Source organism: Pseudomonas sp. 22515, assembly GCF_052044625.1.
In the GTDB taxonomy this organism is placed as follows: Bacteria; Pseudomonadota; Gammaproteobacteria; order Pseudomonadales; family Pseudomonadaceae; genus Aquipseudomonas; species Aquipseudomonas alloputida.
On the sequence record NZ_JBQENN010000029.1, the window covers coordinates 51,535 to 75,487 of the forward strand.

The 23,953-nt window shown below is 57.8% G+C and carries 16 protein-coding genes and 1 pseudogene; 12 read left to right on the top strand and 5 right to left on the bottom strand.

Annotated elements, in window-relative coordinates; all coding sequences use genetic code 11:
* Window positions 1-30: 30 nt before the first annotated feature.
* The 4 genes from ACTJJN_RS22795 to ACTJJN_RS22810 all read right to left on the bottom strand — a co-directional run bounded on the left by ACTJJN_RS22795 (window position 31) and on the right by ACTJJN_RS22810 (window position 7,413).
* Window positions 31-2,460 (bottom strand): glycosyltransferase family 2 protein, encoded by a 2,430-nt coding sequence (locus ACTJJN_RS22795; RefSeq protein WP_440781643.1) that lies wholly within the window; start codon window positions 2,458-2,460, stop codon window positions 31-33.
* A complete protein-coding gene (locus ACTJJN_RS22800) occupies window positions 2,460-4,928 on the bottom strand; it encodes a glycosyltransferase (RefSeq protein ID WP_440781644.1) in 2,469 nt (822 codons plus the stop codon). Before ACTJJN_RS22800 ends, ACTJJN_RS22795 begins: the two co-directional genes overlap by 1 nt.
* A gap of 143 nt (window positions 4,929-5,071) precedes the next feature.
* Entirely contained in the window at window positions 5,072-6,514 is a 1,443-nt protein-coding gene (locus ACTJJN_RS22805) for a DUF4214 domain-containing protein (RefSeq protein ID WP_440781645.1), read from the bottom strand.
* Between the two features lie 17 nt (window positions 6,515-6,531).
* The gene (locus ACTJJN_RS22810; RefSeq protein ID WP_049587270.1) at window positions 6,532-7,413 is read right to left on the bottom strand and encodes a hypothetical protein; all 882 of its coding nucleotides are present in this window, start codon (window positions 7,411-7,413) and stop codon (window positions 6,532-6,534) included.
* Between the two features lie 535 nt (window positions 7,414-7,948).
* Here ACTJJN_RS22810 and ACTJJN_RS22815 point away from each other — a divergent pair.
* The 11 genes from ACTJJN_RS22815 (at window position 7,949) to ACTJJN_RS22865 (ending at window position 22,360) form a co-directional block, all read left to right on the top strand.
* Window positions 7,949-9,745: a type I secretion system permease/ATPase gene (locus ACTJJN_RS22815; RefSeq protein ID WP_440781646.1), complete on the top strand. Its 1,797-nt coding sequence runs from the start codon at window positions 7,949-7,951 to the stop codon at window positions 9,743-9,745.
* Window positions 9,746-9,757: 12 nt separating this feature from the next.
* Window positions 9,758-11,083, top strand: coding sequence for an HlyD family type I secretion periplasmic adaptor subunit (locus ACTJJN_RS22820; protein WP_440781647.1), 1,326 nt, complete (start codon window positions 9,758-9,760; stop codon window positions 11,081-11,083).
* A complete protein-coding gene (locus tag ACTJJN_RS22825) occupies window positions 11,080-12,495 on the top strand; it encodes a TolC family outer membrane protein (RefSeq protein WP_010952834.1) in 1,416 nt (471 codons plus the stop codon). The genes ACTJJN_RS22820 and ACTJJN_RS22825 overlap by 4 nt, the downstream gene beginning before the upstream one ends.
* A 475-nt stretch (window positions 12,496-12,970) precedes the next feature.
* The gene (gene gmd / locus ACTJJN_RS22830) at window positions 12,971-14,002 is read left to right on the top strand and encodes a GDP-mannose 4,6-dehydratase (RefSeq protein WP_440781648.1); all 1,032 of its coding nucleotides are present in this window, start codon (window positions 12,971-12,973) and stop codon (window positions 14,000-14,002) included.
* On the top strand, window positions 14,002-14,898 hold the full coding sequence (locus tag ACTJJN_RS22835) for a GDP-mannose 4,6-dehydratase (RefSeq protein WP_010952836.1): 897 nt from the start codon (window positions 14,002-14,004) through the stop codon (window positions 14,896-14,898). Before gmd ends, ACTJJN_RS22835 begins: the two co-directional genes overlap by 1 nt.
* Window positions 14,895-16,037 carry a glycosyltransferase family 4 protein gene (locus ACTJJN_RS22840; protein ID WP_010952837.1) on the top strand — a complete coding sequence of 381 codons (1,143 nt, stop codon included), beginning with the start codon at window positions 14,895-14,897 and terminating at the stop codon, window positions 16,035-16,037. The genes ACTJJN_RS22835 and ACTJJN_RS22840 overlap by 4 nt, the downstream gene beginning before the upstream one ends.
* Entirely contained in the window at window positions 16,034-17,143 is a 1,110-nt protein-coding gene (locus ACTJJN_RS22845) for a glycosyltransferase family 4 protein (protein ID WP_049587273.1), read from the top strand. The genes ACTJJN_RS22840 and ACTJJN_RS22845 overlap by 4 nt, the downstream gene beginning before the upstream one ends.
* Before the next feature lie 132 nt (window positions 17,144-17,275).
* Window positions 17,276-18,247 carry a UDP-glucose 4-epimerase family protein gene (locus ACTJJN_RS22850; RefSeq protein WP_010952839.1) on the top strand — a complete coding sequence of 324 codons (972 nt, stop codon included), beginning with the start codon at window positions 17,276-17,278 and terminating at the stop codon, window positions 18,245-18,247.
* Entirely contained in the window at window positions 18,244-19,248 is a 1,005-nt protein-coding gene (locus tag ACTJJN_RS22855) for an MraY family glycosyltransferase (protein ID WP_440781649.1), read from the top strand. Before ACTJJN_RS22850 ends, ACTJJN_RS22855 begins: the two co-directional genes overlap by 4 nt.
* Window positions 19,249-19,350: 102 nt before the next feature.
* Window positions 19,351-21,360 (top strand): polysaccharide biosynthesis protein, encoded by a 2,010-nt coding sequence (locus ACTJJN_RS22860; RefSeq protein ID WP_019752270.1) that lies wholly within the window; start codon window positions 19,351-19,353, stop codon window positions 21,358-21,360.
* A 52-nt stretch (window positions 21,361-21,412) separates the two neighbouring features.
* A complete protein-coding gene (locus ACTJJN_RS22865) occupies window positions 21,413-22,360 on the top strand; it encodes a KpsF/GutQ family sugar-phosphate isomerase (RefSeq protein ID WP_049587275.1) in 948 nt (315 codons plus the stop codon).
* A 74-nt stretch (window positions 22,361-22,434) separates the two neighbouring features.
* Here the strand turns inward: ACTJJN_RS22865 and kdsA are convergent, their stop codons facing one another.
* Complete coding sequence (gene kdsA / locus ACTJJN_RS22870; RefSeq protein WP_019752268.1) at window positions 22,435-23,277, bottom strand: 3-deoxy-8-phosphooctulonate synthase; 843 nt, start codon at window positions 23,275-23,277, stop codon at window positions 22,435-22,437.
* A 275-nt stretch (window positions 23,278-23,552) separates the two neighbouring features.
* On the opposite strand from kdsA, the pseudogene ACTJJN_RS22875 reads away from it, so the two are divergent.
* A pseudogene (locus ACTJJN_RS22875) lies at window positions 23,553-23,953 on the top strand (glucose-6-phosphate isomerase); the annotation flags it as partial.

The following is a 23,953-nucleotide window of genomic DNA, read 5'->3' on the forward strand; positions in this document are numbered from 1 at the left end:
CCTGTATTGATGGGTGATTGTATTGGCGCTTCAGGAAGGATCAGCCAAGTAGATATGACCATGAGTCTCACTGGATGCCAATTTTCTGGGGGCGCAATATTCTGGTTCTGGCGGCAGTGACAAGCCCCCGTACGGACCGGTCAGATAGTCCAGGCTTAATGCGGGATGGTAGTACGGATCCCTGTAGCTGACGGACCATCGTTCTGTAAACAACTGCTGCTCTCGCTGGGCGCGTGCCATTTTCTCTGGCGAGATATCTTTGCCTCGGCTGGCGGATTCGGCATGGATCAATTGCGCGAAGGCGGTCCAGACATTACGCAGGCCAAGTTCATGAATGCGCAAGCATAAATCGACATCGTTGAAGGCCACAGGAAACGCTCGTTCATCCAAGCCCTGAATTGAGTCGAACAACGACTTGCGTAGCAGCAGGCACGCCGCCGTTACCGCGCTCTGCCTCCTGGTAACCTGGTTCATCCCCAGGTACCCGGCATCTCGTTGCTCCAGGGTGTTGCCAGCATGGGCCGCGAGGCCATTGACGCCAACAACTACGCCACCATGCTGGACCATCCTGTTGGGCCACAGCAACTTGGCACCCACTGCGCCGATTCCGGGGCGCAGTGCCTGCGAAACCATTTCTTTAAGCCAGCCGCTTTCGATGATTTCGATATCGTTGTTGACTAGGCCGATCAGCTCTCCCGTGGCAGCGCTCGCCGCGCGATTGTTGATCGTGGAGTAGTTGAAGGGGTGTGGGTGCGCAAGAATCTTAACGCCGCGCTGCTTGAGTTCGGCTAGGTAGGCCAATGTCTGCGGGTCAGTCGACTGGTTGTCGACAACAATGATCTCCAGGTCAGGATAATCCGTGTTGTTCAACAGGCCTTCGATGCAGGCGTGCAGCAGCTTGTACTGGTCACGTGTGGGTACGATCAGGCTGACACGTGGCAGTTGCTCGGGGAGCGGCCAGTGAGCCCTGAGCAGAGCAGGGTAATCTGGTACGGCACTGACGTGCGCACCTGGGGCCAGGCCTTGGCATAACCACGCCACGGCGTCCTTGCGTTGCTTTGAGGGAGCAGCTTGCTCCGGGCTTGTACAGGTATCGCTAGAGCGATGGTAGAGAACCCGAGGCAGGTGCGTTACAGACCTGCCGTTTAGCTCCGTCGCTAGTGCTATACCGGCGATTAGATCGTGGCGGTTAATGGCAGACTGCTTTTTGCCTGCTTTGAGCAATGCCAAAGCCTCTTTGACAATGGCGGCAGAGAAAATTGCGCCAGTAGAGAAAATGTCTGCGCCAATGAACAGGTCAATGTCCCAAACCGGCTTGAACCATGGCTGGCTACGTTGGCCTTGTGGCCCGTCGCGGTCACAGTCGGCATAAGCCCAAGCGCAACCATCCTCCAGCAAATTGCGAAGCTGCGGCATGGCTCGGGGCGCCAGTTTGTCACCTGCAGCGATCTGGATAATGCTGTCGCAGCCGGCTGCCAGCAGTTGTTCAACTGCGGGGAGAAGGTCGGCCGAGGCAGCCTTCGCCAGTTGATGGACACTTTCAGCGTCATCGCCCAGGCTATCGAGGCTGATTTTTTCGAGAGTGGCGTCACCTTCACTTAGCAGTAACAGGCCGGGTCTGAACCTGGATGGGATGGCAGCGATAGGCTCACGCTTCTGGAAGGCGTCATACCATCGTGGATAGTGCTGCCATCCTGCGCTTTTTGGTAAGCGCGATGATTGTTCCTTCGCAACTTCTGCCACAAGGGCCTGCATTGCAGCATCGGGTTTCAGTTCAAGCTGATGCAACAAGCCTTCCAGGCCCTCCGGGCGGCAGCGCAAACGAATAGGGCTTCCCGGCAGCGACTGTCCAAGGTCATTGGTTACTTCAATGACATGCAACTTGCCATCTGCCAGTTCCCACGGCAGGTCTATCGCGAAACCGTGATCACTTGTGGCCCGATACGCGAGTGCCTGGTGGTGGGTGTTGCAAGTGACCTGGGCAACAACCCGGCTACCTTCGCGTAGCGTAACTACAACATGGCGATGCGGCGCCTGTGGATCCCAAGACCAGCCGCCGACGCGCAACCCACCCGTATGCCATACCTGTGAAGCTACGGCAGCAGTTTCTTGTGGAGGCTGGGAAGGGAGTTCAATCTCACCTTCGAGGTGGATGCCTGTATTAGCAATTTGAGCGGTTATTCGGTTGGCATCCGCCAGCAGGCTCTGGCGCAGTTGCACGGTAAAGCCATGGAAGTGATCGCCGTGTGGAGCATTGGGCTCATGTTGGTCTGCCCTGGCCAATGCGACACTGGCCCCGTCAACGAAAACTTCGATGACAGGGCGCTGATCTGGCTGCGTGATATCGATAGCCCACCCCTGCAGAACATCCCCGTAAAGTCCGTTGATGCAGCCACGAAAAGAGGAGAGCGCTACAGGTTTCTGACCCGCCGGCCGCTCGTTGAGGACGTTCTGTGTCATCAGGCTTGGCTCAGTGAAAATGGTAATTGGGTTACACAGGTCGCCCCTGCTTCAGTGCCTAGGGAATGGCAACGCGTATACAACGGCAAATCCAACTGGCTGGCAAGTTCCGGGGCAAGCCATTTTTCGCCAGGAGAAGCGGCAAGACTGACCACTGCATCACATCCGGTCGCCTTGGCAATTTCCGGCAAGCTGAAACCGTTTACCTGGGGTAGTGCCTGAACCGCACCGGTTGCAGATAAGGTTTTTAGCCACGGTGTATCTTGTTTAACCAGCAGCGTAAGCGGTAACCGCTCTCGAGTGATGCGTCTGCCAAGGCGAACCCAGGTCTGGATGATGTCTGTATCATCCAGGGCGTCGCCGATCAGCAGTATGTTGGGTTGGCTGGTTGCAGGAGTGGGCAGTTCGGCGCATGGTTGAATAACGAGGTTGGCTTGCGGGAACGCCTCGGCGAATGCGCTATGCCAGGACTGCCACGGTAAAACCACGCTTTCTGCCCGGTTGGCCAAGCGCTGCCAATCGTAGGTAGCGTCCAGGCCTTGCAGATGGCCGTCACGGTGTACGATTGTGTAAGGAATGTTCAGCAGTGAAGGCAGATCGCAGAGCTTGGAGGGGCACTGGACCTGGTGTTCGAGCACGATGCCTTTCAGTGGCAGCGTTGCTAGGTTCTGGACCAGCTCGGAGAATTCTCCAGGCATCTCGTAGTCAAGCTCCAAAGGCAAGGGGGCAAGCGGGGCTTTCAGCGTGACCCAAGTGCGATGGCTATCCCGGTGCCAGACAAGAGAGAGGGTAGAATCAGCCCCTGTGCCGTCATGAATGTGTAGCGTATTACCTGCCTCCATCGGCCATTGCGAGGCTTTTTGTTCATCGCTCTGTTGTGCGAAGCGGGCCAGTCGGGCGCGCTGTAGCGCGTCCCGGGCAGCTTTGATCGGGTCCCGCAGGCAAAACGCACTATAGCGTGCCGAAGCGCCTGGATAGCGGCGGCGCAAGATAGCGTTGTTCTGTGCGACGCGCAGTGTTTTTTCCGCCCCGAAAGAAATCCCGCCTTGATGCGCCACGAATACATTAGGCGCGCCCATGTGGCGCCAGCCAAAGCTGCGCGCACGCAGGCACCAGTCGGTTTCTTCGCCATAACCTCTGGCCAGGTAAACTTCATCCAGGTAGCCGACCTGGTTGAGCGCTGCACGCTTTATATACAGACAGAAGCCGCAGCCAGTCTCGATCTCGACGGGAGAGATGTTGGCATGTTTGGCCAGTTCATCCAGCGCTGCCTGCTCACGAGCATTGGGCATGGCATGGCTGACTTGGCTTTGTGGGAAACTCATCAGCTCGCCATTGTTTGTGAATGGCGTGACAGAGGCGATATCTGCGCTGCTGTGAGCGATGTTGCGCAAGCGGTCGAGCCAGTTGCCTTGTACCCGTGTGTCGGCATTCAGCCATACCACATCCCTGCCAGGGCTCAGTGCCATCGCACGGTTCATGGTACGGATGAAGCCCATGTTTACGGCGTTATTCACCAGCGTGATCTTGCCTTTACCGGCTAGCATTGTCAGCGCTTTCGCCAGAGCCGGCACGGGGGTGGCGTCTTCGATCACGACCAGGCGATGAGGAGTGCGGTTAAGTTTGCGAGCCTCGAGTGCGCTGTTGATGCATTCAAGTGTTTCGTGCAGCCCGTTGTAAACCGGTATCAAAACATCCACGTGCTTTTGTTCAACCTGTGTGCCTTGTTCAATAGGTGGCACAAATGAAGGCATGGCAAAAACCGGGCTGCCTACCAGGTGGGTGTTGTCGGCGAAGCGGATATGCACCTGCGCCTTGGGGTTTGGCACACTTACACGCAAGCCACCATGAGTGGTGCAAAGGCCGGCAGCGCTGAGTAAGGGGTGGGGTATGCTGGCGACGGCGTCAACGTTCACGCTGCCAGCCTCGATCTTCAAGGACGCAGGAGCCTGCAGGTTGCCAAGGTCAATGGCCCATCCCTGGATCTCTCTGTGTGCCTCCAGGTACCGCACCACACCTACCCTACGAGGGGCGTCGGCCTGCGCCGCAAGCAGCTTGATCACTTGGGCTAATTCTTTGGGCGCATTGATCTCAGGCAAGTGGGCAAGAATCATGCTGCGCAGTGTGGCGGGGGTCTCGGACTGGCTACGTGCCTGCCAAAGCAGCATACGCAAGGAGGCGTCATCGGGTAGTTTCTGCCATGCCTGCGTGAGGTATCGGGTGGCGAGCACTGCAAGCCCTTGTGCCAGCAAGGCGCGACCTACCAGTGCCTGGACATCAGCACGGTCCGGTAACAATTGGGCTGCGTTGATAAAGAATAAAAATGCCAGCTTAGGATTGTGCGCTAATGCCGCAATGCCTTTCCATACCAGTGCCTCTGGCCGGTGCTCGGCAGTTTGCATGGCGCGCTCAAGTACGCTGGCGGCATAGCCTTCATTGGAGAGGCGATGACGATGGAAAATGTCCATGAGCGTTTCTCGCCCATGGTCGAGTTGTCTGGACATAAGCTTGGCTTGGCTAAAAAAATAAAAAGAGGGGCGACCCGAAAGTCGCCCCTTTGGCATATGCCCAGCCCTAAGGCCAGACATACGCAGCGCTACAGCAGGGCTAGTTAAACTTGGCCGTGCAGTACAACAACGTTGTCGTTGTGAGCAACGGCTTCGTCGGAACCAACGATTGCCAGGGCAATGTCTGCTTGCGAAGCACCAGCTTCCAGCTGAGCAGCCCAGTGCGCCTTGCCGGCGTCATCAGCAGTACGGTCCAGAGCGGACTGGTACAGCGAATCGATGAAGTCGGAGTTGGCTTTCGACGCCGCTTCGGCAGAGCCTACGATCGCCTGGGCGATGTCGGCACGGCTAGCGCCGTTGAACAGCTGGGATACCCAGTTCTGCAGGCCAGCTTCGTCAGCTTCGCGACCCAGGGCAGCTTCGTACAGGCTTTCAACGAAGGTACCGTTCGACGCATCCAGTGCCTGAGCTTCGGCCGAAACCGAGATGGCAGCAGCTACGTCAGCCAGGCTACCGCCGTTGGCCAGCAGGTCGGTCCAGGCGCTGGAAGCGGCGTCATCAGCAGCACCGCGACCCAGCAGGGCCTGGTACAGGTCGTTAACGTCATTGGCGTTGTTAACACCCGCGAACTCGGACGAATCCAGCAGGGCATTGGCAACGTCGGTCAGCGAACCACCGTTGTTGACATAACCAGTGAAGAACTTGGCGCCTTCCTGGTCTACGTCGCGGTCCAGGATGCCTTGGTACAGGCGCAGGGCAGCAGCTTCTGCGTCGTTGTGGGCCAGGGCAACAGTTTCAACTTCTTCACCGTTGACGAAGGTCAGGAACTCAGCGTCGGTGATCGAAGCGGTTTGGTTGCCGGTCAGGTTGACGTTGAAGTTGTTGCCGACTGCGAAGGCATAGTCATCGCGCGAGCCGTCCAGCTGGACAACGTCGTAGCCAGCACCAGCGTTGACGATGTCAGCGTGGTTGCTACCGCTCAGGATGATGGTGTCATCGCCGGTACCGGTGGTGACGTTGTTATTGCCAGCGCCAGCGATAACGACATTGTCGCCGTTGCCAGTCACGATGGTGTCGTTGCCGTCGCCAGCGTCGATCAGGGTGTTCTGGTCGCCTTTGACGGTGATGACGTCGTCACCGTTGCCGGTGGTAACTACCAGGTCGATAGCCGAGGTGTCGACTGCAGCCAAGGCAGCGAAGACCTGGGCGTCAGCAGGTGCAGCGTTGGAGTTACCTTCCAGGTTGACTACCAGGTTGGCATCCGACTGCAGCACGTAGGCATTAACGCCAGCGGCTTCAGCAGCAGCCAGGTCGACGATGACCTGGTCGCCTTTAGCGCCCTCGACAGTACCTTGAACAATGCTGGCAGTGCCGGATTCCGGCAGCTGAACGGTGTTGCCATTGATGCCAGCAACTTCGACGGTCTCTACGTTATCCAGGTTCAGCAGGCTGTTGATAGCCTCGATGGTGGAGTCGGAGAGGTTGGCGCTTTCGGCGGTCAGGGTTGCCAGCAGATCGCTGCTCTGTACGGGATTATCGTATTGCATTGTGTATTCCTGTTACTTCAGGCCATCTGGCCCGCTGCAATAGTGTTCTGCTCGGTTGCAGAGTTTTCCCACGGAGACTTAAGGCGGGCAGCGTTCATCTTCGTAACGGGGGTCAAGGCGATATGCAGCGCCACCAACGGCTCGTTGCCGGTGGGGCCATGCATCATCTGATTGGCGACCAGGCGCTGTGGCTCGGCATTGCCGAACACCACCAGGCCTGTCAGTTCATAGTGTTTGCGCAATGGCCCTACCAGGCTAAAACCTACGCACAGCAGCGGCAGGCCTTGAGCACGAGCGCCGACAAAAGTGCCTGTGGAGACATTGCGGCAGGGGCCGGAGCCGGCCACCATGCAGGTATAGAGCAGATCCACGCCGACGGGCTTTTCAGCCCAATCGACGGCAAAGGATTCGATGAAGTCGTCAGTGCCCGGGAGGCCGACCCAGCCCTCGCTGGACATCACTTCACCCGCCTTTTTCAGGTGCGCTGTAAGCGTGATGGGCAGGGGCTTGGAGCTGGCCGCAATAGCCTGCGCGGGCTCTGCGGTGGCGACCACGGCGTAGGTGCGCATTATGGCGGGGGATGTGTCGATGCGGTCGATGCGCAGGTCGACGGGTTCTATCACTTCGTCGAACATATGGTATTCGGTGATCAGCACGGTGGTTACGCCACCTTTCACTCGCGCCACAATGGTGTCGCCCAGCTTGGTCAGCATGTTCTTGCTGACGCCCTCGGCGGGGAAGAAATCGATGGAGCCTTTGCCCAGTGGTGCTTGCTGCAAGGCAATGCATACGGGCTTGTCTGCCGGGGGCTGCGAGGCGTAGCGGAAGATGTACATGCCCGGTTCGAGCAGCGTAACCCGAGAGCTGATTTTCAGGCCGTCAAGGGTCTGCGAAGGCATAGACATGGCGTTGTTAAGCTCCTTTTAAACAAAAAACACTGGTAGCTAACCTGCTCAAACCCGTGCGTGCACCAAACGGCCAGTGATGGCTCCCTGCGAGTGGCGAAGATGCCGTCCGAGGGAAATGTTGTCAACCAAGATTTCTAAAAAAAATTTCATATCCGCTGGGAACTTAGCGATTCAGTCAGCACTCGACACAGGCTGCTGGGGATACCTGACCGGAACGCAAGGATTAAAGAAAATTACCTTTAAGAATCCGAAAATCAACGATTTACGAATCGTTTGAGCGCAATGTGTTTGCATGGTGCGGTTTTTTTGACGTGGCTTCAATAGCTTTTCCTGCATGGATAGCCGTTTGTCGTCTCGTGCTCACGCATGCAGAGGCTGGAAAATATCAGCAAGATTTCTCGCCAAAAATTTTATGATTCAGGCGATTGGTCACGGAACGAGTCAGCTTCCGGACAATCTGACACGCAGCTGTCCCGATGCGGATGTTACACTGCCCGCCGCTTTCGCCTACCTCAGTATGGATACCATGAGTTCACAATCCGAAAATAACCTGCAAGCTGCCCTCAAAGCTTGTAAAAGCAGCTTCCTTTCGGTCGGTTTCTTCAGCTTCTTCGTCAACACGCTGATGCTAGTGCCTACTTTGTACATGATTCAGGTTTCCGGGCGGGTCGTGCCGTCCGGCAGCACGTCAACATTGTTGATGCTGACATTGATCCTGACCGTCCTGTTGCTGACGCTAGGCTCCCTCGAATGGGTTCGGTCGCGGATCATGGTGCGTATAAGCAATAGGTTAGATGTGCTGTTGAGCAGGGATGTGTACCGAGCCAGCTTCAAGCGATCGCTTCAGAGTGGGGGGGGCGATGCTACGGCGCAGTCGTTGAATGACCTAACGTCCTTACGACAGTTTTTCACGGGAGCGGGCGTGTTCGCATTTTTCGACGCTCCGTGGTTTCCCATTTATACAGCCGTCATGTTCCTATTCCATCCATGGTTTGGTTGGATGACGTTGGCCTGTGGATCAATTTTGACCGTCTTTGCAGTGATTAATCATCGCGTGACGGGTCAGGCTCTAGCTATAGCGAACAAAGAAAACGTAGCGTCTAATGTGATCACGTCTAAGACGTTGCGTAACGCCGAAGTGATCGAGTCCATGGGTATGCTCGAAACACTCATGAACCGTTGGGCCAAGCGTCAGCGATACGTAATGATGCTGCAATCACAGGCTAGCGATAAGGGCGGGGTCGTTAGCTCTATTTCGAAAATGTTCCGTATGTGGTCGCAATCGGTGATGTTGGCTTTAGGTGCTTATCTCGTCATTAAGCATGAAATCAATCCCGGCCTGTTGATGGCAGGTTCCTTGTTGCTCGGTCGGGCGCTGTCCCCTATCGATCAAATGATCAACAGTTGGAAGGGCTTTGTCGCTGCCAAGGTGCAGTATGACCGTCTGAATAAAGTCATGGACGACCTCAATAAGGAGCCGGAGCGTATGCCGCTACCCGCCCCAGAGGGGCACATTCAGGTCGAAAACCTGATAGTCGCCCCGCCTGGCGCCAAAGCCCCGGTGCTCCGTAGTATCAGTTTCGTAGCCCCCGCCGGCTCCATCGTCGGTATCGTCGGCCCAAGCGCAGCCGGTAAGTCCACCTTGGTGCGTGCATTGATGGGCATCTGGCCGCCGCAGCACGGTGTCGTACGCCTCGATGGCGCTGATATATCCACTTGGGACAAGCAAGCCCTCGGCCCTTACGTGGGCTACCTGCCGCAGGACATCGAACTGTTCGAGGGCAGCATCAGCGAGAATATCGCACGTTTCGACAAGATCGACCCTGAGAAGGTCGTGCAGGCCGCGCAAATGGCGGGTGTGCATGAGATGATCCTGATGCTGCCTGACGGCTACGACACCGTCATCGGCAGCGACGGCGTGAACCTGTCGGGCGGCCAGCGTCAGCGAATCGGGCTGGCACGTGCCATTTACGGCAACCCGCGCCTGATCGTGCTCGACGAGCCGAACTCCAATCTCGACGATGTGGGCGAACGTGCGCTGGGCGTCGCCCTGCAGAAGCTCAAGGAAACCGGCGCGACTGTGTTCATTGTCTCTCATCGTCCCAACATCCTCACTCGGCTGGACCGCATCCTGGTCATGGCCGGTGGCTCCATTTCGCTGTATGGCGAGCGCGACCGCGTTATTGCCGAGCTGGCTGCCCAGCAAGCCAAGCTTCAGCGCGGCAGCAAGGCGGCGAGCCCTCAGGCCCCTGCTACCCCGCCAGCTGCACCCTCTGCGCCCGCGGCCGTTGCGCCTGCCGCCACCACCAGCACTGGCGCCTGAAAGGATTTCTAGATGAGCAGTAAAGCAATCACTACGTTCGACCACAATTTCGACGACCTGCCAACGTCGGATCGCGGCATCCGCCGCATCGGGCTGACCGTTGTCTTTGTCACCTTCGGCATTTTCGGCACCTGGGCGGCTTTCGCGCCTTTGAGCAACGCCGTGCACGGCACCGGCGTGGTTACGGTGCAGAACTACCGCAAGACCGTTCAGCACCTGGAGGGCGGCATCGTCAAAGAGCTGCATGCCCGCGATGGGGATCTGGTGAAGAAGGGCGATCCGCTGATTGTGCTGGATGAGTCGCAGCTCAGCGCCGAGTATGAGTCCACCCGCAACCAACTGATTGTTGCCCGTTATAAAGAGGCACGCCTGCGTGCCGAGCGTGACGGCTTGGATTCGATCCCGTCGGTGATAATGGAAGGTACCGATTCTGACCGCGCGCAAGAAGCGCTGGCCGGTGAGCAGCAGGTGTTCAAGGCCCGCCACGATTCGTTGCTGGGCGAAATCTCGGTCAACCGTGAGCGGATCCAGCAAATGCAGCAGCAGATCGCCGGTCTGAACGACATGATTCGCACCAAAGCAGGCCTGAACAAGTCGTACTCTGGCGAAATCAAACAGTTGAAGGAGTTGTTGGCCGAAGGCTTTGTTGACAACCAGCGTTTGCTGGAGCAGGAGCGCAAGCTCGACATGCTGAAGACTGAAGTGGCTGACCACCAGTCGAGCATTACCAAGACCAAACTGCAGATCGTCGAGACCGAACTGCAGATCGTGCAGTTGAAGAAGAAGTTCGATGCCGACGTGGCCAAGGAGCTGTCGGACGTTCAGGCTCAGGTATTCGACCTGCAGGAAAAAGAAGCAGCGTTGCGTGATCGCTTGTCACGGGTGGTGATCCGCGCGCCGGAAAGCGGCATGGTGCTGGACATGAAAGTGCACACCATTGGGGGCGTGGTCAGTGCAGCTACCCCTTTGCTGGATATCGTGCCAGCTCAGTCGGATCTTGTGGTTGAAGCCAAGGTGGCCCCTCGGGACATCGACCGATTGGAGTTGGGCAAGACTGCGGACGTCCGCTTCTCTGCGTTCAACCAGGCCACCACGCCGGTCATCGAAGGTAAGTTGACGCGGATCTCGGCCGACAGCCTGGTCGAAGAGCGCTCGGGGGACCAGTACTACCTGGTCCGCGTCAAGGTCACTGAAGACGGCATGAAAAAACTTGGCAACCGCAAGCTTCAACCCGGCATGCCAGCTGAAGTCCTCATCAACGCGGGCGACCGCACCATGCTGCAGTACCTGTTGAAACCAGCGCGCAACATGTTCGCTGAATCGCTGATCGAGGAATGATTGTGCTGCGTTTGTTACCTGGAGTGATGATGTGCATGGTCGCCTGGCAAGCGGTGGCTATGGAAGGGAAGGATGCCGCTGGTGAGCAGCCAAGAGGGGTTTCGGCTTCGACTTACGTGTTGGACCTGGCGGGACTGTACCGTGAGGCGCGCCTGGAGGACCCGCGGGTCCTTGCCGCTTACGCGCGTGCGCGTTCTGCCAGTGAACAGCAGCGGGCAGCGCTGGGTAGCCTGCTGCCCCAGGTGTCGGCCAATGCCAACTCCAGCCGCATCCTGCGCAAGAACGAGGCTGAGCGCGACCTCTATAACACCGAAACCTATTCGCTCAGTCTCACCCAGTACCTGTACAACAAGCCAGCCTGGGAGCGCTACCAGAAGTCCAAGAGCGTGAAGGATCAAAAAGGTCATGAAGCTGAAGACACGCTGGCAGAGGCTACAGTCGACCTCGCCAAGCGCTACTTCGTGGCGCTGGCTGCGGACGACGAGCTGGCGCTGGTGCAGGCTGAGCGCCGGGCAACCCAAAAAAACCTTGATCGCGTCAGCAGCATGTTCGAACGGCAGATGGCCAAAATCACCGACAAGCTCGACATGCAGGCACGGGTAGATTTTTTGCTTGCGCAAGAAGTGGAAGCGCGCAATCAGGTGCAAGTAAGCCGCGAGGCATTGGCCGAGATCGTCGGGCGGCCGATTACCGAGCCGCTCAGCCGTGTACGCAACGACGTGGCATTGCAGGCGCCCACCCGGCCCTTACAGAACTGGGTTACCCAAGCAGTTGAAAACAACCCGTTGCTGAAGTCTTATCAAAGCGGGGCAGAGGCAGCCAATGCAGCGGTGCGCGAGGGTAAGGGCGAGCACTATCCGCAACTGTCGTTAAGCTTGAGTGCGCAGCAGAACGACCAGGGCTATGACAATACCCAGGCGCCGCGCAGTGACAGTTATGTGGCTTCGTTTGGGGTGAAGATCCCGATCTACAGCGGTGGCTCCACTTCCGCTCGGGTGCGCGGGTTGTATGATGATCAGTTGGCAGCCGAGGAACAGCTGGAAGGGGTGCGGCGCCAGGTGGTCAAGGAAACCACCACTGCCTACCTGACTGCACAGGCCGCGGTAGAAAAAATCCGGGCTAACCGCAACGCACTGTCATCGGCACAGCATTCCAGTGTTGCGGCGCAGAAGGCGTTCACCTTCGGTGTGGTCAATGCTGTGGATGTGCTTACTGCGGTGCAGAACGAGTTCAAGGCGCGCCGGGACCTGCTGAAAACGCAGTACGACTTTATTACCAACCTATTCCTGCTCAACCGTTGGGCGGGTGAGTTGAATCAGGAAAGTGTGGATAACGTCAATGTCTGGTTGAGCCCGGTGCCTGAGACCAGCCTGCCCGGTGGCGAGGTTGCTCGCCTGGGCGCCAGTCGCTGAAAGCGAGGGGGTCTGCGCTTCAGGGGCTGAAGCGCAGCGCCAACCAGTGAAGCGCACAGTATCAATTTAGCCCCGGTCCCTTTTGCGTCCTGTTCCCATTGCGTGTCAGGCGAGGTCAAGATGGTTTGGCTTCATCGACCTTAGCGCAGGCCGACCCGGGCGGTGGCTGCTATGGGGCTATTTCAGATGCTTCCTACAAGTGCCGTGCTGGAACAGCCCTTCGACGGCACGTATCCTGATGCGCCTTTCGTGCGCGTGCCCCCACTTGCTTTGCGCACGGGGGTGCCAAGGTTATGCAATATCGGCCGGTGGCCGAACTTGCGCCGGGGTAGCCAACATCTGTTTGCGAGTCGAGTACTCCGCCCGACCTATGTATACTTCCTCGTCTAACCTTCATACGCGTGGTTGGAATTGCCCGCGTCAGGCCAAATAAACACACATGCCCGCACGGCACTATCGGAGTTGGTTAAGTCGCATGAAAGCAATCGTTACTGGGATCACTGGTCAAGACGGCGCCTACCTGGCGGAACTGCTGCTGGAGAAGGGCTACACAGTCTACGGCACCTATCGTCGTACCAGCTCGGTTAACTTCTGGCGCATCGAGGAGCTAGGGATTCACACCAATCCCAACTTGCATCTGGTCGAGTATGACCTCACCGACCTGTCTGCCAGCATCCGCCTGCTGCAAACCACCGAAGCTACCGAGGTATACAACCTGGCTGCGCAAAGCTTCGTCGGTGTGTCGTTCGAGCAGCCGCTGACCACCGCCGAAATCACGGGCCTGGGTGCAGTCAACCTGCTGGAAGCCATCCGTATCGTCAACCCGAAGGCCCGCTTCTATCAGGCGTCCACCTCCGAGATGTTCGGCAAGGTGCAAGAAATTCCACAGGTCGAAACTACCCCGTTCTACCCGCGCAGTCCCTATGGTGTGGCCAAGCTCTACGCCCACTGGATGACCATCAACTACCGCGAGTCGTACAACCTCTTTGCGACCAGCGGTATCTTGTTCAACCACGAGTCGCCACTGCGCGGCCGTGAGTTCGTGACCCGCAAAATCACCGACTCCGTCGCCAAAATCAAGCTGGGCCTGCTCGACAAGCTCGAGCTGGGTAACCTTGATGCCAAGCGTGACTGGGGCTTTGCCAAAGAGTACGTAGAAGGCATGTGGCGCATGCTGCAGGCGGACGAACCAGGCACCTTCGTACTGGCCACCAACCGTACCGAAACCGTACGCGACTTCGTTACCATGGCATTCAAAGCTGCCGGTATCGAAATCAACTGGAGCGGCAAGGACGAGGCAGAGCAGGGCACCTGCGCCGCCTCTGGCAAAGTGCTGGTTGCCATCAATCCAAAATTCTACCGCCCGGCCGAGGTGGAGTTGCTGATCGGCAACCCGGCCAAAGCCAAGGACGTTCTGGGTTGGGAGCCTAAGACAAACCTTGAAGAACTGTGCCGCATGATGGTCGAAGCCGACCTGCGTCGTAACGAAAAAGGGTTCTCGTTCTGATGCAAAAGGCTAGCAAGCGCGCGCTGATTACAGGTGTTCACGGGTTCACCGGCCGCTACATGGCAGCCGAGTTGCGGGCCGGCGGCTATGAAGTCTTCGGTACAGGCAGCCAGCCGTTGCCGGCTGCGGACTACCGCCAGGTCGATCTGACCGATGGGCAGGGCCTGCGCGCGTTGCTGGCCGAACTGCAGCCGGATGTAGTTGTGCATCTGGCTGCCATCGCTTTTGTCGGGCATGGTACCGCCGACGCGTTCTACAAGGTCAACCTGATAGGCACGCGCAACCTGCTCGAAGCCATCGCGGCCTGTGGCAAAACGCCTGAGTGCGTGTTGATCGCCAGCAGTGCCAACGTCTATGGCAACGTTTCCGAAGGGATGCTGGGCGAGCAGACCCCGCCAGCGCCGGCCAATGATTACGCGGTCAGCAAGTTGGCCATGGAATACATGGCGCGGCTGTGGTGTGACCGTTTGCCTATCGTCATCACGCGTCCTTTCAATTACACCGGTGTTGGGCAGGCAGAGAATTTCCTGCTGCCCAAGATTGTTTCGCATTTTCGCCGCAAGGCCGACACCATCGAGCTCGGCAACCTAGACGTATGGCGCGATTTCAGCGATGTACGTGCGGTCGTGCAGGCGTACCGCGGCTTGATCGAGGCACGCCCGCTGGGCCAGATAGTCAACGTCAGCTCGGGGCAAACGCATTCGCTGCGCGAGGTTATCGCCAAGTGTTCCGCCATTACCGGCCATCAGCTGGACGTGCAGGTCAACCCGGCCTTTGTCCGTGCCAACGAGGTCAAGACCTTGTGTGGCGATAATGGCAAGCTGCGCGGGTTTGTGCCGGGGTGGCATACGCCTTCGCTGGACGAAACCTTGGGTTGGATGCTTTCTGATCAATGAAGCTCATCCTTTCAGTCGAGTCGGTCCGCTTCCCGTTGACCGGCATCGGGCGCTACACCTATGAACTGGCGTCACGGCTGCAGCATGCCGAGCAAATCAGTGACCTGCGTCTATTTGCTGGCAGCAGGTTCTTGCCCGAACTGCTCAAGCCTTCGGACCAGTCCGACGCCGTGCATGGGCTCAAGCGGTTCGTGCAGAAAAATGCCCTGGCGGTTGAAGCTTATCGGCGCCTGATGCCTTTGTTGCGCAAGCGTGCGTTGCGCGGCCATGAAGACTTCATCTACCACAGCACCAATTTCTACCTGCCGCCGTTTGCAGGGCCGAGAGTGGCGACCTTTCACGACCTGTCGCCCTTTACCTGGGCTCATTGCCACACGCCGCAGATTGCCCGTTACCTTCAAAAGGAGCTCAAGCTGACCCTGGAGCGTGCTGACGCTCTGATCACGGTTTCGCACCACACGCGGAAGGAGTTGGCGGATTACTTTGGCTGGCCACTGGAGCGCATTCATGCGGTACCGCTGGCCAGTTCGCCGCAGTTCCATCCTCGGACTCCTCAGGCATTGCGTGAAACCCTTGCACGGCACGGCCTGGAGCTAGGCGGCTACAGCCTGTTCGTCGGTACCATCGAGCCGCGCAAAAACATCGAGACCTTGCTTAATGCTTACGGCCGCTTGCCACTTGCGTTGCGCCAGCGTTGGCCGTTGATCCTCAGTGGGTATCATGGCTGGCGTAGCGAGGCGATTCACAGCCGTATCGCCCAGGCACAGCAGGAAGGCTGGGCGCGCTACCTCGGCTTCGTTGCCAGTGAAGACTTGCCGCTGCTGTTTGCCGGCGCTCGGCTGTTCACCTTCCCGTCGCACTATGAAGGGTTCGGCCTGCCAGTGCTCGAGGCCATGAGCTCGGGGGTACCGGTGGTATGTTCCAACAGCTCGTCGTTGCCAGAGGTAGCGGGTTCGGCGGCGTTGATGTGCGCGCCCGATGATGTAGAAGGCCTGACCGGGTTGTTGCACCAGGGTCTCGAGGATGAAGCGTGGCGGTCTGCTGCTGTGCAGCGGGGGCTGCTGCATGCCGGTGGCTTTTCTTGGGAGCGTTGCGCTCAGGGTACAGTCGAGGTTTACAAGTCGGTCAAGGAACGATGATCAAGGTTCTGCATTTTTTTAAAACGTATTACCCGGACTCCATGGGTGGCATCGAACAGGTCATTTTTCAGATCGCCGAAGGCACCCGTGAGCACGGCGTGCAATCAGAGGTGCTATACCTCAGCCCGCGTGGGGCTGCGCGCAATGAACCGGTAGGCAGCCACCTGACTCACCGCTCCAAGCTGGACTTGCATGTCGCTTCAACGGGCTTTTCACTGTCGGTGATCAAGGATTTCGCCGAGCTGGCGGCTCAGGCCGACATTGTGCACTATCACTTCCCTTGGCCTTACATGGACCTGGTGCATTTTCTTGGGCGGCTGAACAAGCCGACTGTGGTCAGCTATCACTCCGATATCATCAAGCAAAAATGGCTGCTCAAGCTGTATCAGCCGTTGATGAGCCGTTTTCTTTCCAATGTTGACCGTATTGTTGTCTCCTCACCCAACTATGCCGCGCACAGTCAGGTGCTGACACGCTTCAAGGACAAGCTTGCAATCATTCCGTTCGGCCTGGACCGGGCGACCTATCCCAGTGCGACGGTAGAAAAGCTGGCGTACTGGCGCGCACGCATGAGCGAGCGCTTTTTCCTGTTTGTAGGCGCGTTGCGGTACTACAAGGGGCTGGATTACCTGCTACAGGCTGCGTCTATCAACCGTCTGCCGGTAGTGATCATCGGCGGTGGCTTCCTCGAAGCGCAGCTCAAGCAGCAGGCTGCTGAGCTCAGGCTTGACAATGTTCAGTTCCTGGGCAGCCTGGCAGACGATGACAGAGCGGCGCTGCTGGAGCTGTGTTATGCATTCGTATTTCCATCCCATCTGCGTTCCGAGTCGTTCGGCATTTCTCTGCTGGAAGCGGCAATGTATGGCAAGCCCCTGATTTGCTGCGAAATGGGCTCGGGTACGACCTTCATCAACCTGGCTGACCAGACCGGTTTGGTGGTGCCGCCTCGGGATGCCGCAGCGTTAGCGCAGGCCATGCAACGCTTGTGGGATGACCCTGCCATGGCACAGGCGATGGGGGCCAAGGCGTTGCAACGTTATGAGGAAGTATTTACCGCTTCGGCCATGGCCGGTGCGTATGCCGATCTCTACCGTAGCCTGTTGTAGGCAGCCAGTCTGCGTTTTCAGGCACTGCCGCAGGCGTTTCTGTTTGATCAGTCGCTCATGCGTTGTTCTATGAGGGTGGCCCTGCGCCGCGAAACGGGCACGAAGCGGCCTGTGTGAATTGAGACCGAGCCCATGGAAAGACGCACAATACTTGTTACAGGCGCTAGCGGCTTTGTCGGTGGCGCACTGTGTCGCCAGCTGGCCACCTTGGGTAGTTTCGCTATCCGGGCTGCATCGCGCGACCTTGGCGGGGCCTCCGTGGCCGGTATTCAGGCGGTGACTGTGGCGGACTTGAGCGCCACCACCGACTGGGCCCGGGCATTGTCAGGTGTCGACCTAGTGGTGCATGCCGCAGCCCGTGTACATGTAATGAAGGAAACCGCCAGCGACAGCTTGGCCGAGTTCCGTCGGGTGAATGTCGACGGCACCCTCAACCTTGCCCGCCAGGCTGCGGCGGCAGGCGTGCGGCGCTTTATTTTCATAAGCTCGATCAAGGTCAATGGCGAATCCAGCCAGCCCGGTCAGCCGCTGCGTGCCGATGATAGCCCCGCACCTCAGGACGCCTACGGCGTGTCCAAGCACGAAGCGGAGCAGGGGCTGCGCCAGCTAGCGGCCGCCACGGGCATGGAAGTGGTGGTGATACGACCGGTGCTGGTCTACGGGCCAGGCGTCAAGGCCAATTTCCACAGTATGATGCGCTGGCTGCAGCGTGGCGTACCCTTGCCGTTCGGCGCGGTTTGCAACCGTCGCAGCTTGGTCTCGTTGGCTAACCTGGTCGACCTGGTCGTTACCTGCATCGATCATCCTCGCGCTGCCAACCAAACCTTCCTGGCCAGCGACGGTGACGATGTCTCGCTCACCCAACTGCTACGTGCACTGGGCCTTGCGCTCGGGCGGCCCGCTCGGCTGTTGCCTGTCCCCGCGGGCCTGTTGCGCGGCGCTGTGCTGTTAATTGGCCGGCGAGACCTTGCCCAGCGGCTCTTTGGCACGCTGCAGGTAGACATTGAAAAAAACCGGCAATTGCTAGGCTGGTACCCCCCTTGCACATTGGAACAAGGACTGAACATGACCGCTCGATCTTTTCTGGGTGCACGCCGCCCATGATATGGCTGATTGTGCTGGCAACTGTAGCCTCGTGCTTGATGACCGCCGTGCTGCGCCGCTATGCGCTGTCCCGTAGCCTGTTGGACATCCCCAGTGCGCGTAGCTCGCATACCTTGCCAACCCCGCGAGGCGGCGGCTTGGCTTTCGTGGTCGCTTTCCTGGCTGCGTTGCTGGGCCTGGGGTGGGGCGGGTACGTTGCTCCGGCAGTGCTGACCAGTGTGTTGGGGGCGGGGGGGCTGGTTGCGCTGATAGGCTTCATGGACGACCACGGGCACATCGCCGCACGCTGGCGGCTGTTGGGGCATTTTGCGGCGGCCGCTTGGGGGCTCGCCTGGCTAGGGGGGATGCCGCCGCTCAGCGTTTTCGGCTTGTTGCTGGCGCCGGTCTGGTTGGGTAGCGCCATCGGTTTGCTGTATTTGGTATGGCTGCTCAACTTGTACAATTTCATGGACGGCATTGATGGCATCGCCAGTATCGAGGCCATCTGCGTGTGCATGGGCGGAAGCCTGCTCTACTGGCTCACTGGTCATGCCGAGGCAGCGTGGCTGCCGATATTACTGGCGGCCACTGTGGCGGGCTTCCTGTGCTGGAATTTCCCCCCCGCACGTATTTTTATGGGCGATGCCGGCAGTGGCTTTCTGGGTATCGTGCTAGGGCTGCTGGCATTAGTGGCAGGCTGGGTAAACCCGCTATTATTCTGGGGGTGGTTAATACTTTCGGGTGTATTCGTGGTTGATGCCACGTTTACCTTGGTGCGGCGCCTGCTGCGCGGTGACAAGGTTTATCAGGCGCATCGCAGCCATGCTTATCAGTATGCGGCTCGCCGGCATGGTCACCATCGACCGGTGAGCCTGGCCGTGGCGGCTATTAACCTGGTCTGGCTACTACCGGTGGCCCTGACGGTAGTGCTGTTGAACCTCGATGGCGCACTGGGAACCCTGTTCGCTTATGTGCCTCTGATATTGCTGGCAATCACCTATCAGGCTGGGGAGCAAGAATAGGATGGCCAAGCACGCAAGGCATCGTAAAGGGCTGCTTGACCCGCAGTGGGGCGCCATGCTCCGGTTGTTCAATCGAGGTCCTTTTGCGGTGAGGAGAGCCGAATGAGCGACGCAAAGAACAGCAGGGTGCGTGAGTACCTAGTTAACTTGTCCAGGCGGAAAAAGCGTCTTGTGCAAGTGTGCGCCGACGTGGTGCTGATCTGGTTGGCGTTATGGTTGTCTTTTATCGTGCGCCTGGGCATCGATGAAATGTACAACCCGGTCATCAAACACGCCTGGTTGTTCATGGTTGCCCCCCTCGTAGCCATTCCGCTGTTCATTCGTTTTGGCATGTACCGGGCGGTGATGCGCTACTTCGGCAATGATGCATTGGTGACCATTATCAAGGCCGTTACCCTGTCATCGCTCATTCTGGCTGTGGTTGTGTACTGGTACAGCAACCATCAGGTAATCGTGCCGCGCTCGATCATTTTCAACTATTGGTGGTTGAGCATGGTCATCATTGGTGGTTTACGCCTGATCATGCGCCAGTATTTCCTGGGTGACTGGTTTACCGGCGCCCATCAGATACCGTTCGCCAACCGCGATGATGGCCTGGTCAAGGTAGCCATCTATGGTGCAGGCACCGCCGGCAACCAGCTGCTGGCAGCGTTGCGCATGGGGCGGGCGATGCGCCCGGTGGCGTTCATTGATGATGACAGTGACCTTGCCAATCGGGTCATTTCCGGTTTGCAGGTGTACAAGCCCAAGCATCTGCAGCAGATGATCAAGGAAACCGGTGCACAGGAAATCCTCCTCGCCCTGCCTTCGGTATCGCGCGCCCGGCGCAAGGAGATTCTCGCCTTGCTCGAACCTTACCCGTTGCACGTGCGCAGCGTGCCGGCCTTTGCCGACCTGGCAAGTGGCCGGGTCAAAGTGGATGACATCCAAGACGTGGACATTGCTGATTTGCTTGGGCGTGACCCGGTACCCGCCAAGGAAGGGCTGCTCGAACGCTGCATCCACAAGCAAACGGTACTGGTCACCGGGGCCGGTGGCTCCATCGGCTCCGAGCTTTGCCGCCAGATCATAGGGCTTGGGCCAACGACATTGCTGCTGTTCGACCACAGCGAGTACAACCTCTACGCCATCCTCAGTGAGCTGGAGCAACGCGTTGCGCGCGAGTCGCTGCCGGTGCGACTGCTGCCCATTCTGGGGTCGGTACGCAATCAGCAGCATCTTGCCCACGTTATGTCCACTTGGCGGGTAGCCACCGTCTACCACGCGGCGGCTTACAAACATGTGCCCATGGTTGAGCACAACATGGCGGAGGGTATACTCAACAATGTGTTCGGCACGCTTTGTACCGCACAGGCTGCTTTGCAATCAGGCGTTGCCAACTTCGTGCTTATCTCGACTGACAAGGCGGTGCGCCCCACGAACGTGATGGGCGGTACCAAGCGTCTTTCCGAGTTGATTCTGCAAGCACTAAGCCGCGAGGCGGCACCCGTCATGTACGGTGACAGCAGCAAGATCGCCCGGGTGAACAAAACCCGCTTCACCATGGTGCGCTTTGGCAATGTGCTGGGCTCCTCTGGCTCGGTGATCCCGTTGTTCCACAAGCAGATCAAGGCCGGTGGCCCAATTACGGTTACCCACCCGAAGATTACCCGCTATTTCATGACTATCCCCGAAGCCGCTCAACTGGTGGTTCAGGCAGGGGCGATGGGGCAGGGCGGGGACGTATTTGTTCTCGACATGGGGGAGCCGGTAAAAATTGTTGAGCTGGCTGAGAAAATGATTCATCTCTCGGGCCTTAGCGTACGTAGCCCGGGTAACCCCAATGGTGATATCGCCATCGAGTTCACGGGGTTGCGCCCAGGTGAGAAGCTTTTTGAAGAGTTGTTGATTGGCGATGACGTTTCGCCTACCGTCCACCCGATGATCATGGTAGCGAATGAAGACTACGTCACTTGGGACGTCTTGCGTGAACGTATTGCCGTGTTACTCAATGCAGTGGCGGTGGATGACTTTGGCCGTATCCGGCAACTGTTGCGTGAACTAGTGAACGGGTATGTGCCGGAAGGAGAAATTGTCGACTGGATCTACCAACAGCAGCGGCAGGACAGTTGATGCCGCGTCCCGTTGAAGCATACCTTTTTTGTTAATGAGTTAAAGAGTGAAGATGAACCATCTTGATATCGCCAAAGAAGCCCTCGTTGCCCAGGCCCAGGCGGTCGCCAAACTAGCGGATCGTCTTGATGGTCAGTTCCAAAGCGCGGTCGATTTGATTCTTGCCTGTGAAGGGCGGACAGTAGTTTGTGGTATGGGCAAATCCGGCCTGATTGGCAAAAAAATGGTCGCTACTTTTGCCTCTACCGGTACGCCTAGCTTCTTCCTGCACCCGGCAGAAGCTTTTCACGGCGACCTGGGGATGCTCAAGCCCGTTGATGTGCTGGTGCTGATAAGTTACAGCGGAGAAACCGAAGAGCTGATCAAGCTGATTCCCAGCCTCAAGTCATTCGGCAATAAATTTATTGCGATGACCGGGAGCGGCAACTCCACTCTAGCCAAACATGCAGACATTTGGCTTGATATTTCGGTGGATCGCGAAGTTTGTCCAAATAACCTAGCGCCTACCACGTCCACATTAGCCACCATGGCCATGGGGGATGCGCTGGCAGTGGCTCTGATTACCGCGAATCAGTTCAAACCGATGGACTTTGCCCGTTACCATCCCGGCGGAAGCCTTGGTCGAAAATTGTTGACTCGCGTAGCTGACGTAATGCACTCGCCGGCACCGATTGTTTCGCCAGCGAGCAGTTTTCAAGACTGCCTGCTGATGATGACGCAAAGCCGGCTTGGCTTAGCCATGGTGATGGATGGTAATGAACTTGTCGGTATTGTAACGGATGGCGACCTGCGTCGTGCCTTGTTAAAAAATAACCAGGTTATTCATGCCTCTGTAACTGAGTTCATGACGCTGAACCCCCACACCATTCCAGCGGATTGCCGCGTGTCGGTCGCTGAAGCTTACATGCTGGAGAACAAAATCCGTGCCTTGGCGGTGGTCGACGATTGCGGGGCTATTGTTGGCGTCGTCGAGATTTTTGACGGCAATCCCGTAGCGTGAAACAGCCGGTAATTATCGTTGCCTGGGTAGGCAGCCGCTTCTTGTCCAGAAGCGGCTTTACTCACCGTCGTAGATTAGGCAATAGTCAATTGCGGGAATGATTTTACCAGATCATCCAGCGCTTTGATTTGTGCCAGGAAGGGTTCCAGCTTGTCCAATGGCAGTGCGCTCGGGCCATCACACTTGGCCTGATCAGGGTTTGGGTGGGCTTCCAGGAACAGGCCAGCCAATCCGACTCCCATGCCGGCACGTGCCAGCTCTACCACCTGCTCGCGCCGACCGCCAGAAGCCGCACCCGATGGGTCGCGATTCTGCAGGGCATGAGTGACGTCAAAGATGATCGGCAGATCTTGGCAAGTACGCTTCATGACGCCGAAGCCAAGCATGTCCACGATCAGGTTGTCGTAGCCCATGCAAGTGCCCCTGTCGCAAAGGATCAACTGGTCATTACCCGCTTCCTTGAACTTATGCACGATGTTCTGCATCTGCGAAGGGCTGAGGAATTGGGGCTTTTTGATGTTCACCGGCTTGCCGGTTTTGGCCAAGGCAACAACTAGGTCTGTTTGACGGGCGAGGAATGCCGGCAGCTGCAGCACATCGACGACTTCCGCCACCGGGGACGTTTGGTAGATTTCGTGAACGTCGGTGATTATCGGCACGCCAAATTCTGCCTTCACCTTTTCAAAGATCCGCAGCCCTTCTTCCATGCCGGGGCCACGGTAGGAATGGATCGATGAGCGGTTGGCTTTATCAAAGCTGGCTTTGAACACATACGGGATGCCCAGCTTCTGCGTGACGCGCACATATTCTGCACAGGCAGTAAGGGCCAGGTCTTCAGACTCGAGCACGTTGATGCCGCCGAATAGCACAAAAGGAGCCGAGTTGGAGCATTCGATTGTGGAGTTGATCTTGATCATTTTTTACTCGATAGGTCCTTAGGGGGCAACCCGCAGGACATGGCAAAGGGATAATAGTCAGCGCGCCCTTGCTAACCGTGGTTGTGCCGATTCTACAATTTTTCTGCTGCCTTTCGAGCATGGCGAGGCTGCCAGGCGTTTGTGAGCGGTATTTTGCGCGCATGAATGCGGCTTTTCCCTTTCTTGCGCATGGGCATTGCCTATAATGTCGCCGACGTGGAACCTGACAACGATTGATAGGTTCTGGCTTTACCCGTATCAAGGATCTTTTTGCAATGGCGTTCTACCGTACACCTCACGATGTCACTGCTCTGCCAGCCTGGAAGGCGCTTCAGCAACACCGCGAAGCCATGCAAGGCTTCAGCATGTCCGAAGCCTTTGCCGCCGATGCCAAGCGCTTCGACCAGTTTTCCCTTAGCGCTTGCGGCCTGTTCCTCGACTACTCAAAAAACCTGATCACCGAGCAAAGCCGCGACCTGCTGGTCAGCCTTGCCAATGAAGTAGGCCTGCAGGACGCCATCAAGTCGATGTTCGGTGGTGAGATCATTAACGCCTCCGAAGGCCGCCCGGTGCTGCACACCGCCTTGCGCCGGCCTGTAGGTGACAAACTCAGCGTCAACGGCGTGAACGTCATGCCGGAAGTGCACAAGGTGCTCAACCAGATTACCGAACTGGT

Coding starts and splice junctions, on each gene's coding strand:
- ACTJJN_RS22795 (WP_440781643.1), bottom strand. CDS start 2,460: ATGACACAGAACGTCCTCAACGAGCGGCCGGCGGGTCAGAAACCTGTA.
- ACTJJN_RS22800 (WP_440781644.1), bottom strand. CDS start 4,928: ATGGACATTTTCCATCGTCATCGCCTCTCCAATGAAGGCTATGCCGCC.
- ACTJJN_RS22805 (WP_440781645.1), bottom strand. CDS start 6,514: ATGCAATACGATAATCCCGTACAGAGCAGCGATCTGCTGGCAACCCTG.
- ACTJJN_RS22810 (WP_049587270.1), bottom strand. CDS start 7,413: ATGCCTTCGCAGACCCTTGACGGCCTGAAAATCAGCTCTCGGGTTACG.
- ACTJJN_RS22815 (WP_440781646.1), top strand. CDS start 7,949: ATGAGTTCACAATCCGAAAATAACCTGCAAGCTGCCCTCAAAGCTTGT.
- ACTJJN_RS22820 (WP_440781647.1), top strand. CDS start 9,758: ATGAGCAGTAAAGCAATCACTACGTTCGACCACAATTTCGACGACCTG.
- ACTJJN_RS22825 (WP_010952834.1), top strand. CDS start 11,080: ATGATTGTGCTGCGTTTGTTACCTGGAGTGATGATGTGCATGGTCGCC.
- gmd (WP_440781648.1), top strand. CDS start 12,971: ATGAAAGCAATCGTTACTGGGATCACTGGTCAAGACGGCGCCTACCTG.
- ACTJJN_RS22835 (WP_010952836.1), top strand. CDS start 14,002: ATGCAAAAGGCTAGCAAGCGCGCGCTGATTACAGGTGTTCACGGGTTC.
- ACTJJN_RS22840 (WP_010952837.1), top strand. CDS start 14,895: ATGAAGCTCATCCTTTCAGTCGAGTCGGTCCGCTTCCCGTTGACCGGC.
- ACTJJN_RS22845 (WP_049587273.1), top strand. CDS start 16,034: ATGATCAAGGTTCTGCATTTTTTTAAAACGTATTACCCGGACTCCATG.
- ACTJJN_RS22850 (WP_010952839.1), top strand. CDS start 17,276: ATGGAAAGACGCACAATACTTGTTACAGGCGCTAGCGGCTTTGTCGGT.
- ACTJJN_RS22855 (WP_440781649.1), top strand. CDS start 18,244: ATGATATGGCTGATTGTGCTGGCAACTGTAGCCTCGTGCTTGATGACC.
- ACTJJN_RS22860 (WP_019752270.1), top strand. CDS start 19,351: ATGAGCGACGCAAAGAACAGCAGGGTGCGTGAGTACCTAGTTAACTTG.
- ACTJJN_RS22865 (WP_049587275.1), top strand. CDS start 21,413: ATGAACCATCTTGATATCGCCAAAGAAGCCCTCGTTGCCCAGGCCCAG.
- kdsA (WP_019752268.1), bottom strand. CDS start 23,277: ATGATCAAGATCAACTCCACAATCGAATGCTCCAACTCGGCTCCTTTT.